General features: G+C 68.1%; 12 protein-coding genes and 1 tRNA gene. 4 read left to right on the forward strand and 9 right to left on the reverse strand.

Going from position 1 to position 14,407, the window contains the following annotated elements:
* On the forward strand, positions 1-1,343 hold a 1,343-nt coding region (locus ACLVWQ_RS30760), incomplete at its 5' end, for a lysine N(6)-hydroxylase/L-ornithine N(5)-oxygenase family protein (protein WP_414112507.1).
* 35 nt (positions 1,344-1,378) lie between these two features.
* Here ACLVWQ_RS30760 and ACLVWQ_RS30765 read toward each other — a convergent pair.
* Positions 1,379-3,199, reverse strand: coding sequence for a bifunctional metallophosphatase/5'-nucleotidase (locus ACLVWQ_RS30765; RefSeq protein WP_414112508.1), 1,821 nt, complete (start codon positions 3,197-3,199; stop codon positions 1,379-1,381).
* Positions 3,200-3,341: 142 nt separating this feature from the next.
* Between ACLVWQ_RS30765 and ACLVWQ_RS30770 the strand changes: the two genes are divergently transcribed.
* Positions 3,342-4,055 carry an SIMPL domain-containing protein gene (locus tag ACLVWQ_RS30770; protein ID WP_414112509.1) on the forward strand — a complete coding sequence of 238 codons (714 nt, stop codon included), beginning with the start codon at positions 3,342-3,344 and terminating at the stop codon, positions 4,053-4,055.
* A 176-nt stretch (positions 4,056-4,231) separates the two neighbouring features.
* Complete coding sequence (gene pyk, locus ACLVWQ_RS30775) at positions 4,232-5,668, forward strand: pyruvate kinase (protein WP_414112510.1); 1,437 nt, start codon at positions 4,232-4,234, stop codon at positions 5,666-5,668.
* 3 nt (positions 5,669-5,671) lie between these two features.
* Here pyk and ACLVWQ_RS30780 read toward each other — a convergent pair whose 3' ends face one another.
* Both ACLVWQ_RS30780 and ACLVWQ_RS30785 read right to left on the reverse strand, forming a co-directional pair.
* On the reverse strand, positions 5,672-6,418 hold the full coding sequence (locus ACLVWQ_RS30780; protein WP_414112511.1) for a helix-turn-helix domain-containing protein: 747 nt from the start codon (positions 6,416-6,418) through the stop codon (positions 5,672-5,674).
* Positions 6,419-6,522: 104 nt separating this feature from the next.
* A tRNA-Leu gene (locus ACLVWQ_RS30785) sits at positions 6,523-6,595 on the reverse strand.
* A gap of 104 nt (positions 6,596-6,699) precedes the next feature.
* On the opposite strand from ACLVWQ_RS30785, the gene ACLVWQ_RS30790 reads away from it, so the two are divergent.
* The gene (locus tag ACLVWQ_RS30790; RefSeq protein ID WP_414112512.1) at positions 6,700-7,356 is read left to right on the forward strand and encodes an ANTAR domain-containing response regulator; all 657 of its coding nucleotides are present in this window, start codon (positions 6,700-6,702) and stop codon (positions 7,354-7,356) included.
* Between the two features lie 102 nt (positions 7,357-7,458).
* Here ACLVWQ_RS30790 and ACLVWQ_RS30795 read toward each other — a convergent pair whose 3' ends face one another.
* The 6 genes from ACLVWQ_RS30795 to ACLVWQ_RS30820 form a co-directional block, all read right to left on the reverse strand.
* On the reverse strand, positions 7,459-8,175 hold the full coding sequence (locus ACLVWQ_RS30795; protein WP_414112513.1) for an ABC transporter ATP-binding protein: 717 nt from the start codon (positions 8,173-8,175) through the stop codon (positions 7,459-7,461).
* Positions 8,172-9,059 (reverse strand): ABC transporter ATP-binding protein, encoded by an 888-nt coding sequence (locus ACLVWQ_RS30800; RefSeq protein WP_414112514.1) that lies wholly within the window; start codon positions 9,057-9,059, stop codon positions 8,172-8,174. Before ACLVWQ_RS30800 ends, ACLVWQ_RS30795 begins: the two co-directional genes overlap by 4 nt.
* 5 nt (positions 9,060-9,064) lie before the next feature.
* The gene (locus ACLVWQ_RS30805) at positions 9,065-10,855 is read right to left on the reverse strand and encodes a branched-chain amino acid ABC transporter permease (RefSeq protein WP_414112600.1); all 1,791 of its coding nucleotides are present in this window, start codon (positions 10,853-10,855) and stop codon (positions 9,065-9,067) included.
* Between the two features lie 5 nt (positions 10,856-10,860).
* Positions 10,861-11,787 carry a branched-chain amino acid ABC transporter permease gene (locus ACLVWQ_RS30810; RefSeq protein ID WP_414112515.1) on the reverse strand — a complete coding sequence of 309 codons (927 nt, stop codon included), beginning with the start codon at positions 11,785-11,787 and terminating at the stop codon, positions 10,861-10,863.
* Between the two features lie 143 nt (positions 11,788-11,930).
* Complete coding sequence (locus tag ACLVWQ_RS30815; RefSeq protein ID WP_414112516.1) at positions 11,931-13,157, reverse strand: branched-chain amino acid ABC transporter substrate-binding protein; 1,227 nt, start codon at positions 13,155-13,157, stop codon at positions 11,931-11,933.
* A 746-nt stretch (positions 13,158-13,903) separates the two neighbouring features.
* The gene (locus tag ACLVWQ_RS30820; RefSeq protein WP_414112517.1) at positions 13,904-14,392 is read right to left on the reverse strand and encodes a PaaI family thioesterase; all 489 of its coding nucleotides are present in this window, start codon (positions 14,390-14,392) and stop codon (positions 13,904-13,906) included.
* Positions 14,393-14,407 lie beyond the last annotated feature (15 nt).

Consider the following 14,407-nt stretch of genomic DNA (forward strand, 5'->3'; position numbering starts at 1 on the left):
CCAGCAACCTCTCCCTCGCCGCCCTCGCCCACCCCCTGGCCGGACTCGACACCGTCTTCTACGAACAACACCCCACCTTCGAACAGCACCCCGGCCTCCTCCTCGAAGGCACCACCCTCCACGTCCCCTTCCTCGCCGACCTGGTGACCCTCACCGACCCCACCAGCCCCTGGAGCTTCCTCAACTACCTCAAGACCCGCGAACGACTCCACCCCTTCCACCTCGCCGAACGCCTCCACATCCACCGCGCCGAATACGCCGACTACTGCCGCTGGGTCAGCGACAACCTCCCCGGACTCCACTTCGGCCACCAGGTCGACGCCGTCCGCTGGAACCCCGAACGCGAGCTGTTCGAAGTCGACTTCACCCAACTCGACAGCGACGGCGAAGCCGAATCACTCGGACGCACCTACACCAGGAACATCGCCGTCGGCATCGGCACCGCCCCCCACGTCCCCGAACCGCTCCGCCCCCTCGCCGAAGCACCGGGCGTCCCCGTCATCCACGCCACCGACTACCTCCAGCACCGAGAACACCTCCTGACCGCGGGCCACATCACCGTCGTCGGCGGAGGACAGTCCGGCGCCGAGATCTTCCTCGACCTCCTCAGGAACCGCCCCGCCGGCCACGAACGGATCCACTGGCTCGCCCGCACCGAGGCCTTCGCCCCCACCGAGCACTCAAAACTCGGGCTCGAACACTTCACACCCGACTACACGCGCTACTTCCACGCACTGCCCGAACCCGTCCGCGACCGGCTCGTCCCCGCCCAATGGCAGCTCCACAAAGGAATCGACGCCGACACCATCGCCGCCATCCACGACGAGCTCTACCGCCGCACCCTCCACGGCGGCTGGCCCGACGCCGTCCTCACCCCCGGCGTCCACGTCCGCACCGCGGGCCGCATCGCCACCACCAAGGTCGAACTACACCTGGAACACGTCCAACAGGCCAGCCGGTCCCGCATCACCACCGACGCCGTCGTCCTCGCCACCGGCCACCGCGAACGCCCCCTCGACCAACTCATCGCCGGCCTCGACCCCTACATGCGCCACGACACCTCGGAACGCCCCCGCATCGACGACCGGCACCGCCTCGTCCTCGACGAATCCGTCACCGGAACGGTCTACGTCCAGAACGCCGAACGCCACACCCACGGCATCGGCGCCCCCCACCTCGGCCTCACCGCCTGGCGCAGCGCGAGCATCCTCAACTCCCTCACCGGCAAGAACCCCTACCCCCTGCCGACCCGAACGGCCTTCACCACCTTCGGACTCGCCCAGCACCCCCAGATCCCGTCCGCCAGACAACCGGCGGCCCTCACACCACTGGTGGCCGACTGAGCACAGCCGGCCACCGGAACACTCAGAACACCCGCCTAGAAGACAGGCGTGCCCTCACGCGTCAGCCGCCAGTCCACCGAGGCGAACTCCGCCGGATCCAGCGACCCCTTCGCCGTCACCCACTCCGCGATCCGCGTACGGATCTCCGTCGACTCCGCCCACAGTTCCTTCGCCGACGCCACATGCGGGAACGCGCCCCCACCGTTCGCCCGGTAGTTGTTCACCGCGAACACGAACTGCTGGGCGTCGTCCAACGCCACACCGCCGTGGGACAGATTCTTGATCCGCGACCCCGCCGCCTGCGCGATGTCGATGTCGTACGTCAACCCCGACACATAGTCGTAGTTGTAGTCCGGCCGGTCGCCCGCGTTCGTCAGCTTCTCCACATCCACCGCCGCACCGGCCGCCGTCCGCACGAAATACTCCGCCGAGAACTCCAGGTACGCCCGCACCTGCGCCCCCGTCAGCAACTTCGCGACCAGCGTGTTGTCGTACACGTACAGACTCGACAGATCCCGGATCGTCACATTCCCCGCCGGGATCTCCGACGTCCGCGAGAACGGAGACGCCTGGGACAGCACCGGCAGCGACGCGTACTCCGTACCCGCCAGCGCCGCCCTGACCACGTCCTCCTGAACCTTCGTGATCAGGTCGACGATCGGCGCGTCCTTGTACCGCGCCTCCACCGTCGTCAACGTCTCCGTCGCCGTCCCGACCACCTGATTGACATACGCCACGACCACCTCGTGCTCGTCCTTCAGCAACTTCGTGATCCTCGGGTCGTCAGCCACCGAGTTCGAATTACGGACCGACGCCGCCACCGACTCGACCGTCCACCGGCCCCGCTCGAAGACCAACTCGAAGTCGAAGAGCGACAACCGCTCCGCGAACGCCAACGGCTCCGACAGGACGACCGTCCTGCCCGACTTCTCGTTCGTCACCTTCAGCTCGGGAATCTCCACATGCGCGTGACCGACCAGGATCGCGTCGATCCCCGGCACCTGCTGCGCCACCAACGCCGCCGAATTCTCGACGTACGGCACCTGATCGCCGTACGACGACGTGCCCGACGAACCGGAGTGCGCCGACACGACGACCACGTCCGCGCCCATCGACTGCAGCTTCGGGACCCACTTCGCGGCCTGCTCCTCCAGGCCCGGGAAAACCAGCTTTCCCTGCACGAGCGCCTTGTCCCAGATCGCGATTCCGGGATTCGTCAGACCCAGAACCGCCACCTTGACCGGCGGAGCACCCTTCACAGGGAACTTCTTGATGAAATACGGCGGGAAAGCCGGCTTCAACGACTTCGCGTCCAGCGCGTTCGCACCCAGCAGCGGAAAACGGCACTGCTCCTCGAACTTCCGCAGCGTCTCGATGCCGTAGTTGAACTCGTGATTGCCCAGCGCCACCGCGTCGTACCCGATCGCGTTCATCGCCTGCGCCATCGGATGGACCGGCCCGCCCTCGGCCGTGATCGGGTCGACCTTCGCGTAGTAGTACGTCAGCGGGGTGCCCTGGATCGTGTCGCCCGCGTCCAGCAGCAGCGTGTTCTCGCGGCCCTTCTCCTGGCGCACCGCGTTCACGAGCGTCGAGATCCGGGCCAGCCCCTGCGCGTTGCCCGCCGCGTCCGCGTACTCCGCGTCCTTGAAGTAGTCCCAGTTGAAGACATGCCCGTGCAGATCCGTCGTCCCCAGCACGGTGAGCGAGTACCGCTTCGGCTTCGGCTTCCCGTGCCCGTGGCCGTGCCCCGTCGCCACCGCCGCCTGAGCGCTCGGCGCCGCGGCCGCACCGGCCAGCGCGACCCCCGCCCCGGTCACAGCGGACTTCTTCAGGAACTTCCGGCGGTTCAACGACATGACGGGCCACTCCTCGGAGAAAACGGTCAACAACGCGCGTAGATTCTGACCCGGCCACCACACCGGGCAACACCCCTCGCAGGTTTCGATCTGATGACCGGCACCCACCACGGCCCGGCCCGCCAGTGACAGAGTGGACCGTATGACCACAGCCACCGAACAGCCCGGACCCCCCACCCCCTACGGCACCCCCGAAGCCCCCCGCATCGCCGTCCGCGGCGAAGCCCACCTCGAAGTCGACCCCGAGATCGCCCGCATCGGCATCACCGTCAACGCCCGCGGCACCGACCGCAAGGACGCCCTGGGCGACCTCACCCGCCGCAACTCCGCCGTCCTCGACCTCGTGAAGGCATACGGCGACGCGGTCGAGAAACTGGAGACCGGCGCCTTCTCCATCACCCCCGAACTCACCAAACACGGCCGCGGCGAACGCGTCCGCGCCTACCACGGCCGCGTCCACATCACCGCCGAACTCACCGACTTCACCGCCCTCGGCGAACTCACCACCCGCCTCGCCGACCTCGACCTCACCCGGGTCGACGGCCCCTGGTGGGTACTGCGCCCCGACTCGCCCGCCCACCGCAGGGCCAGGCAGCAAGCGGTGCGCGAAGCGGTCCAGCGAGCCCGCGAATACGCCGAAGCCCTCGGCACCACCCTCGCCGCACTCGTGGAACTCGCCGACATCGGAGCCGAGAACGCCCAGCCCTACGGCGTGGAGTCCCGCTTCGCCGCCATGAAGACCAGGGGCGCCGCGCCCGGCTCCGACCAGCCCCCGGCCCTGGACCTCGAACCGCAACGACAGCACGTGTACGCACAGGTGAACGCCCGCTTCACCATGTCACCGCCAGCGCTGTGAAAGCCCACGAGAAGCCCACGAGAAGCCCAGGAGGAGCGGACGAGGAGCGCACCGGAATGCTCATCGGAGCACCCCCGCGCACAATTCGACGCTTGTCAATAGCGCTTCACGCAAAGGTTGTTGAGTGGTCATGCCGGACCAATTCCCTACCCACTGGTAAGCCCTAGGCTCGAACTATGCGCCGAGCGAAGATCGTCTGTACATTGGGCCCCGCCACCGACTCGTACGACCAGATCAAAACACTGGTCGAGGCCGGAATGGACGTAGCCCGCTTCAACCTCAGCCACGGCAGTTGCGCCGACCACGAGGAGCGCTACCAGCGCGTACGAAAGGCCTCCGAGGAGACCGGCCGCAGCGTCGGAATCCTCGCCGACCTCCAGGGCCCGAAGATCCGACTCGGCCGCTTCACCGAAGGCCCCGTACTCCTCGAACGCGGAGACACCTTCACCATCACCGTCGAAGAAGGCGCCCAGGGCGACCGCCACACCTGCGGCACCACCTACAGCGGCCTCGCCTCCGACGTCACCCCCGGCGAGCACATCCTCGTCGACGACGGCAAGGTCTGCCTCGAAGTCACCTCCGTCGACGGGCCCCGCGTCCACACCACCGTCGTCGAAGGCGGCATGGTCTCCGACAACAAGGGGCTCAACCTCCCCGGCGTCGCCGTCTCCGTCCCCGCCCTCTCCGACAAGGACGAGAACGACCTCCGCTGGGCGCTGCGCACCGGATGCGACGTCATCGCGCTCTCCTTCGTCCGCAGCGGACGCGACATCGACGACGTCCACCGCATTATGAAGGAGGAAGGCCGCCACCTTCCCGTCATCGCCAAGGTGGAGAAGCCGCAGGCCGTCGAGAACATCGACGACATCGTCGCCGCCTTCGACGGCATCATGGTCGCCCGAGGCGACCTTGGCGTCGAAATGCCCCTCGAACAGGTCCCCATCGTCCAGAAGCGCGCGATCAAACTCGCCAAGCGCAACGCGAAACCGGTCATCGTCGCCACCCAGATGCTCGACTCGATGATCGAGAACTCCCGCCCCACCAGGGCCGAGGCCTCGGACGTGGCGAACGCCGTCATCGACGGCACGGACGCCGTGATGCTCTCCGGCGAGACGAGTGTCGGCAAGTACCCCGTCGAGACGGTCCGCACGATGGCCCGCATCGTGGCGGCGGCGGAGGAGGACATCCTGGCCAAGGGCCTCCCGGCGCTGACGGACCGCAACAAGCCCCGCACCCAGGGCGGAGCCGTCGCGCGGGCCGCCGCCGAGATGGGGGACTTCCTGGGCGCGAAGTACCTGGTCGCGTTCACGCAGTCCGGCGACACGGTCCGCCGACTGTCGCGCTACCGCTCGCCGATCCCGCTCCTGGCCTTCACACCGGACCCGGCGACCCGCGCGCAGCTGAATCTGACGTGGGGGGTCGAGAGCCTGCTGGGGCCGCACGTCGACTCGACGGACGCGATGGTCGACCAGGTCGACGAGCTGCTCCTGAAGTACGGCCACTGCGGGCGGGGCGACGTGGTCGTCATCACGGCCGGCTCCCCACCCGGGGTCTCCGGCTCGACGAACCTGGTCAGGGTCCACCACATCGGCGAGGACGACAGCCCGAAGTGACCCTCAGCACTTCGGACCGACGTGGACGTCCATGAGGGCGACTGAGGCCTTGCGGGCGACGGAGATGTTGCGCGAGTTGGACCGCTTCCAGTCGACGCCCAGCCGGTCGAGGGTGTCCGTGTAGAGCCGGGTGATGTCCGTGGACAGATTCGTGAAGAAGTACCGCGGGTACGCGTAGCGCTTCTCCTCGCCCGCGACCGTCCGGGTGGTCCAGTTGACGACGCGGCACCCGTCGGAGTGGATGAGGCCCCGGACGAGCTGCCACGGATGGGCGTCCACGATCTTCTGCTGCCAGGGTTCGAGGACGATGGCGCGTTCGTGCTTCTTCCCGGGGCCGTGCTGGGGGAAGAGGCGGGGCCAGTGGCGGCTGTAACTGGTGACCATCGCGTAGCCCTGTTTCTGCAGCGTGCACACGCCGATGCCGGGGCGGACCTTCGTGATGGCCTCGCGGCACAGCCGCAGCAGGCCGGGCCAGGCGTCGGCGCAGGCGATCCTGAGGTAGTAGCCGGTGCCGTGCGGGTGCGGGCTGATGCAGCCGTCGCCGAGGTAGAGGCCCAGCAGGTAGGCGTACGCGTGGGTGTCGGCGAGCGGGCCGGGGTCCGGAGCGGCCATGCGGGGCAACGGCTCGATGCGTTCCTGCCAGGCGCGGATCGCCGCTCGTGAGATGCCCGTCTCACGGCTGACGGAGTTCAGACTCCGGCCCTGGCCGACCAGTGCGAGCGCCTGCTCGCGCGTCCCCATGTCGTACATGTGACCACTCTGCGAGGGACACGTGGACGACACACAGCAAGAAGCGGATGTTCACCAGAACGGGAACATCCGCTTCGCTCGTGACCTTGGGAACCAAGGAAAAGTACCCCGAGTCGGATTCGAACCGACGCTGTATGGGTTTTGAATCCATTGCCTCTACCGCTGGGCTACCGGGGCCCCTTTGAAACGAAGGTTGGCGGTTTCCCTCCGTGCCACCACCATACCGCAGCTAGGTACGCTCTTGGGAGCAGTACTTGTCTGCCCTGGAACAAGGAGCAACCGTGACCACCCCCGAGTCGCCCCAGCCCGTAGACGCGCCCGACGACGACAAGTCGCACGTGCCTCCGCTGACGACCCGTGTCGTCATCGCGGAGGACGAGGCGCTGATCCGTCTCGACCTCAAGGAGATGCTCGAGGAAGAGGGGTACTCGGTGGTCGGCGAGGCCGGTGACGGTGAGGAAGCCGTCGAGCTCGCCCGGGAGCACCGCCCCGACCTGGTCATCCTCGATGTGAAGATGCCGAAGCTCGACGGGATCTCCGCCGCGGAGAAGATCGCGGAGGAGTCCATCGCGCCGGTGCTGATGCTGACCGCCTTCTCGCAGCGCGACCTCGTGGAGCGGGCGAGGGACGCCGGCGCGATGGCGTACCTGGTGAAGCCGTTCAGCAAGAGCGATGTGGTCCCGGCGATCGAGATGGCCGTCTCGCGGTTCACGGAGCTGAAGGCCCTGGAGAAGGAGATCGAGGATCTCTCGCAGCGGCTGGAGACGCGCAAGCTGGTGGACCGCGCGAAGTCCGTGCTGCAGACGGAGTACGGCCTGACGGAGCCCGCCGCCTTCCGGTGGATCCAGAAGACGTCGATGGACCGTCGGATGTCGATGCAGCAGGTGGCCGAGGCGGTCATCCAGGACGCCGACGAGAAGAAGGCGTCGAAGGGCTAGCCGATCCGCCGAGGCGGTCCTACGGCTGAGGCCCGCACCCCGGGATCCGGGGTGCGGGCCTCAGCCGTACGAGCCGCCCAGGGGGAGGCCGGCCGCGCGGGCTCAGTCCTCGCCGAGGTACGCCTTGCGCACCGACTCGTCGGTCAGGAGGTCCTGCCCCGTGCCGGAGAGCACGATGTTGCCGATCTCCATGACGTGGCCGTGGTCGGCCAGGGAGAGCGCGGCCTGGGCGTTCTGCTCGACGAGCAGGATCGTCGTGCCCTGGGACTTGAGCTCCACGATCGTGGACATGATCTTCTGCATCATGATCGGCGAGAGGCCCATGGAGGGCTCGTCGAGCATGAGCAGCTTGGGCTGGGACATCAGCGCCCGGCCCATGGCCAGCATCTGCTGCTCGCCCCCGGACAGGGTGCCCGCGGCCTGCTTACGGCGTTCCCCGAGTATGGGGAACAGGTCGTAGGCGCGCTGGATGTCCTTCTCGATGCCCGCCTTGTCGTTGCGGAGGAAGGCGCCGAGGTGGAGGTTCTCCGCGATGCTCAGGCGCGGGAAGATGTGCCGGCCTTCGGGGGAGTGGGCCAGCCCGAGGGCGACGATCTTGTGCGCGGGGACGCCGTTGAGCGGCTTGCCGTCGAAGAGGATCTTGCCCGAGGTGGGCTTGAGCAGGCCGGAGAGCGTGCGCAGGGTGGTGGTCTTGCCGGCGCCGTTGGTGCCGATGAGGGTGACGACCTGGCCTGCTTCGACGCTGAAGGAGATGCCCTTGACCGCTTCGATCTTGCCGTAGGCGACCTTGAGGTCCTCGACCTCTAGCAGTGCGGTCACTGGGATTCTCCTCGCGTGCTGGTGGTGCTGTCCGCCCGTGTCGTGTCCGCGACGGCTTCCGCGGCCTCGACCTCGGCGACCTCGTCGTCTCCTGGTGCGCCTTCGAAGGGGGTGCCGAGGTAGGCGGCGACGACGCGTTCGTCGGCCTGTACCACCTGCGGGGTGCCTTCGACGAGCTTCTCGCCCTGTACGAGGACGGCGACGCGGTCGGAGAGGTTGAAGACGAAGCGCATGTCGTGCTCGATGAGGAGGATGGCGATGCCCTGGTCACGGATGGCGAAGACGAGTTCTTCCGTCGCCCGTGTCTCCTGGGGGTTCATGCCGGCCGTGGGCTCGTCGAGCAGGAGCAGTCCGGGTTCGCTCGCCAGAGCGCGGGCGATCTCCAGCTTGCGCTGTTCTCCGTAGGGGAGGTTCCTCGCGAGGTGGTCCCGCTTGTGGGCGAGGCCGATGAAGTCGAGGAGTTCCATGGCGCGGTTCTCGGAGGCCTTCTCGGCCTTCTTGAAGCCGGGTCCGCGCAGGAGTGCGGACCAGAGGCCCTCCTTGGTGCGGGTGTGGCGGCCGACGAGCACGTTCTCCAGGACGGTCATGTTGGCGAAGAGCCGGATGTTCTGGAAGGTGCGGGCGATGCCTGCCTGGGTGACCAGGTGCGGCTTCGGCGGGAGGACGGTGCCCTTGTAGGAGACCGTGCCCTCCGTCGGCACGTACAGGCCGGTGAGGCAGTTGAAGAAGGTGGTCTTGCCTGCGCCGTTGGGTCCGATGAGGCCGACGATCTCGCCGCTGTTGACGGTGAAGTCGACGGAGCGGACGGCGGTGAGGCCGCCGAAGCGCATGGTGACGTCGCGGGCCTCGAGTACGGGTGTCTTCGTTGTCGTCTGTGTCGTCATCGTGCTCAGGCCCCCGTCTTGGTGACGGCCGGTTGGTCGGTCAACGTGGTGGTGTCCGGTACGTCGAGTTGGCCGGTCTCGTGGAATTCGAGCTGGCGGCGGCGGTTGGCGATGATGCCTTCCGGCCGGAAGCGCATGAGGACCACGAGGGCGATGCCGAAGGCGAGGAGCGACTTGTCCTGGAGGAAGACGAGCTTCTCCGGGAGCAGGTACAGGAGCGCGGCACCCAGGAGGGGACCGGCCACGGTGCCCATGCCGCCGAGGACGACGGCGGCGAGGAGGAAGGCCGAGTTGGGCGGGGTCGATCCGGCGAACTGGTAGGGGTTCGGGACGACGCTGTAGGTGACGTGGGCGCTGACGGTGCCGGCCAGGCCGGCCAGGGCGGCGCCGAGGGCGAAGGCGACCAGTTTGACCCGGAAGCCGTTGATGCCCATGGCGGTGGCGGCGGTCTCGTCCTCGCGGATGGCGATCCAGGAGCGGCCGATGCGTGAGTCGGCCGCGCGGGTGTAGACGAGGACGACGATCGCCATGATCAGGACCATGAGCAGGTAGTAGTTGGCGAAGCGGCCGAGGGTGAAGCCGGCGATGTCGTGGGATTCGCCGAAGTTGTATCCGAAGAAGGACAGGTCCGGGATGGCCGGGATGCCGTTGGGGCCGTTGGTGATGTCGGGGCCGGAGTCGCCGTCGAGGTTGTTGACGGCGATGCGGAAGATCTCTCCGAAGCCGAGGGTGACGATGGCGAGGTAGTCGCCGCGCAGTCGCAGGGTGGGGGCGCCGATGAGGACGCCGAAGATGAGCGATGCGGCGGCGCCGCTGAGGGCGGCGGCCCAGAAAGGGAACTGCACGCCGGAGAAGGTGGAGAACTCGGAGCCGGAGACGAGTGCGGCGGTGTAGGCGCCGACGCCGAGGAAGGCGACGTATCCGAGGTCGAGGAGTCCGGCGAGGCCGACGACGATGTTGAGGCCGAGGGCGACGGTTCCGAAGATCAGGATGTTGACGCCGATGTTGGCGTAGTGGTCGTCGGTCTGCGTGAAGGGGAACGCGATGGCGGCGGCGAAGCCCATCGCGAGGGTGAAGCTGCGGTTGGCGGCGACGAGCGCGGAGAAGCGGTCCATCAGGCCGGCCGTGTGCAGGGCCCAGACGGTGAGGACGACGACGAACAGGTAGCCGATGAAGAGCTCGCCGTATTCGGTGTCGATGCCGTACGTGAAGGTGGCGAGACCGATGATGGTGACGGCGGTGACGACGAGCCGCTGGATCCAGGGGGCGGTGGCGCGGGCCGCGGGGATGCGCTCGGCCTTGGCGATGTAGCTGCCGAGGGATTCCTTGACGGACTGTTCGCCGACGCCCTCCTGGGGGAGCGCGAGGGCTCCGAGGAGGGGCAGCAGGGACGCGACGAAGGCGAGGTACCCGCCGGGTTCGAGGTTGGCCGTTCCGCCGAGGTCCGTGACGATGGCGATGACGGTGAACCAGGTGGTGCCGAGTCCGCCGAGGGCGCTGAGGACGACGGGTGCGTTGTTGCCCGCGGGGGAGAGCCAGCCGAGGCCGGGGGTGCCGTAGCGGGCGAGCGCGAACAGCAGGGTGAGGATTCCGGCGGTGAAGGTCAGCCACTGCAGGCCGCCGGGGTAGCCGTTGAAGGTGAGGTCGCCGGGGAACTTGCTGGTCCAGGTCCAGGCGAGGAAGGCGGAGGCCGAGGTGGCGACGGCGCCGACGAGGGTGAGCGCGCGGGCGGCGGCGCTGGGCAGCGGGATGAGGCCGCGGGCGGCGGTGTCCGTCTTGGCGGGGGCGTGAGTCATGGTGGTCACGCCCTGTCCGCGACGCGTTCGCCCAGCAGGCCTTGTGGCCTGAAGAGCAGGACGAGGATCAGCAGGCAGAAGGCCCAGACGTTGGCCCAGCTGGCGCCGCCGAGCTGCTGCATGCCCGGGATGCCGTCGATGTAGGCGGAGGCAAGGGTCTCGGCGACGCCGAGGACGAGCCCGCCGAGCATGGCGCCGTAGATGTTGCCGATGCCGCCGAGGACCGCCGCGGTGAAGGCCTTGAGGCCCATCAGGAAGCCCATGCGGTAGTCGATGTTGCCGTACTTGAGTCCGTAGGCGACGGCTGCGACGGCGGCGAAGAGGCCGCCGATGGCGAAGGCGATGACGATGATGCGGTTGGTGTCGATGCCCATGAGCTGTGCGGTGTCCGGGTCCTGCGCGGTGGCCTGCATGGCACGGCCGGTGCGGCTGCGGCGGACGAACAGGGCGAGGGACGCCATGCAGACGACGGCTGCGAGGATCAGGAAGATGTCGGCGTCCTTGATGGTGACGGAGCCGATGTCGTGGGTGGCGTCGAGGCCGGGGAACGCGCGGGCGCGGTCGGCGTCGGGGTAGAAGTTGCGGACGACTTCCTGGAGGGCCAGGGAGAGACCGATGGCGGTGATCAGTGGCGCTAGCCGTGGTGCTCCGCGCAGTGGTCGGTAGGCGAACCGTTCGGCCCCGACGGCGATGAGGACGGCGACGAGGGCGCCGCCTATCAGCATCAGGGGCACGAGGGCCCACATCGTGATGCCCGAGGGGAGGGCCAGGTAGACGGTGAGTGCGCCGAAACCTCCGGTCATGAAGATCTCGCCGTGCGCGAAGTTGATGAGCTGGACGATGCCGTACACCATCGTGTAACCGATGGCGATGAGCCCGTACATCGAGCCTAGAAGCAGCCCGTTGGCCAGCTGCTGCGGCAGGGTGTTCACCGCATGGCCTCCATAGGTCGGTGGTCGTTGTGCACTGTGGCGTGCACGCGGGGGGTGGGTGTGGAAACGGGCCGCGCGGTCGGGGTTCTCTTCCCGCGCGGCCCGTTTGTGTGTGCTCTGGGGGGAGCGTCAGCCGGGTGCTGTCAGTTGGCGTCGTAGGTGCCGGTCTTGACGGCCTTCCACGCGCCCTTCTCGACCTGGTAGACGGTGAGCTGCTTGTTGGTCGTGTCGCCGTACTCGTCGAAGGCGACCTTGCCGCTGATGCCTTCGAAGTCGGTCTTCTGGACCCCTTCGACGACCTTGGAGCGCAGGTCGTCGCCGCTGGGCAGCTTGTCGCCGTTGGCGGTCTTGGCAGCCTTCACCGCGTTGATGATCGCGGTGGTGGCGTCGTAGGCGTAGGCACCGTAGGCGCCGTAGTCACCCTTGTAGCCCTTGGCCTTGTAGGTCTCGACGAAGGCCTTGGCGCCGGGGAGGGTGTCGACCGGGACGCCGATGGCGGTCGCGAGGTCGCCCTCGGAGGGCTTGCCGGCCGTCTCGATGTACGTGGTGGCGTACATGCCGTCGCCGCCGAACAGCGGGATGTCGACGCCGGCGTCCTTGAGCTGCTTGGTGATCAGCGCGGACTCGTCGTACTGGCCGCCGTAGTAGACGAGGTCGGCGCCGGACGCCTTGATCTTGGAGACGAGGGCTCCGAAGTCCTTGTCACCGGTGTTGACGTGGTCGGTGCCCGCGATCTTGCCGCCGGCCTTGACGAACGACTCGTTGAAGAGCTTGGCGAGGCCGGCGCCGTAGGTCTGCTTGTCGTCGACGACGAAGACGTTCTTCTTCTTGAGGCCGGTGTAGGCGTATTCGGCCGCGAAGCCGCCCTGGAGGGCGTCGGTGGTGGCGGTGCGGAAGTACGTCTTGTACGGGCGCTTGGGCGCGGTCTGCCAGTTCTTGCCCTGGGTGAGCTCGGGGTTGGTGTTCGCCGGGGAGATCTGCACCATGTCGGCGGAGGAGAAGACCTGGAGCATCGACTGGGCGACACCGGAGTTCAGCGGGCCGACGGCGCCGACGACGGACTTGTCGCCGACGAGCGCGGTGGCGTTCTGCTGGCCGGTGGCGGGCTGCGCCTTGTCGTCCAGGGCCTTGATCTTGAACTTGACGCCCGGGACGGTGTTCTTCTTGTTGGCGTCGTCGACGGCGATCTGGGCGCCGTACTGGATACCGAGGCCGGTGGTGGAGTTCTCGCCGGAGAGCGGGGAGTCGACACCGATGGTCAGGGTGGTGCTGCCGGAGTCGCCGCTGTCGCCGTCGCCGCTGTCGTCACGGGAGCCGCATGCGGTGAGGGTCAGAGCTCCGGTGGTGAGAATGGAGGTGAATATCACCATAGAACGCTGTCGCACAATCAGTCCTTTCCGCAGGCATGACCGTCCCTGTGGGGCCGGCGGATGCCGAGGTACCGAACTCCCGGTGGAGCGGTGACTGGGCGTGACTCTAAGCCTGGTCCGTAGGCAGAGCATCGTCCGACGCTGGCTTGTGACTTTCTTGTTATGCCGTGGTGGATCGTGCCCATACGGGAAGAGAGCTCTCGGCCGCTTTGGCGGAAATTCTCTGGCGTCCACATTTTGAGAACCCGCACTTCCGGTTGCACGTGGGCGGGCCTGGCCGTAGGACCGGGTCACGGGCGGGTTCGGCCCGTGGGTAAAGGCCTCGGGAGCGGGGGCCGCCGCGGCGGAAAGCGTGTTGCTGTATTGCGTGCGTGTTACAGAGTGTTACGTCGAAAAGCGCTGGGCTCGCGTTGAGTGGCAGTCCGGTGTGTTCGGTCCCGGGAATTCGGACGCTGATCGGGCGTCCTGTCCATGCATGCAGGCCGACGGCTTCCGGAGCGGTCCCGGCATGGTCACGGGCGGTACGGGGCGCGGACCTGGCTGGGCGTCGGCCGCGGGGAGGCCCTGAGGGGGCGTGGCGCGGCGGGGCGGCGGCGGTGCGGCCTGAGGCCGGGCGGGTGGCGCTGCGGGCGGTGTGGCCCAAGGGGTGGGCGGCTGCGGGGAGTTGTCGCCCCGTGTGGGGCGTACGGGCCCGGCCGGGCCGGCGCCCGTGGGTCGGGGCGCGGCCGGCCGGGTGGTGGGCCGTGTCAGCGCGCGGCGTCGACCCGCTGTGCGTCGCTCGGCTTCACGTCGCGCAGCAGGCAGGTCAGGCGGGCGCTGCAGACCCGCTTGCCGTCCTCGCCGCTGATCACGATCTCGTACGTGGCGGTGGAGCGGCCCCGGTGCAGTGGGGTGGCCACGCCGGTGACCAGGCCGGAGCTGGCGCCGCGGTGGTGGGTGCAGTTGAGGTCGACACCGACGGCGATCTTGGAGCTGCCGCCGTGCAGCATGGCGCCGACGGAGCCGAGGGTCTCGGCGAGCACGGCGGAGGCGCCGCCGTGCAGGAGCCCGTACGGCTGGGTGTTGCCCTCGACCGGCATGGTGCCCACGACGCGGTCCGCGGAGGCCTCGACGATCTGGACGCCCATGCGCGAGCCGAGGTGTCCGGCGGAGAACATGGCGACCAGGTCCACACCCAGTGCCGTGTATTCGTCGATGACCTCTTGCGGGAACTTCACGTGGTGCTGCTCGCCCATGGGGTCCGGCTCCTT

It is taken from the genome of Streptomyces sp. CWNU-52B (genome assembly GCF_047444975.1).
Classification (GTDB): Bacteria; Actinomycetota; Actinomycetes; order Streptomycetales; family Streptomycetaceae; genus Streptomyces.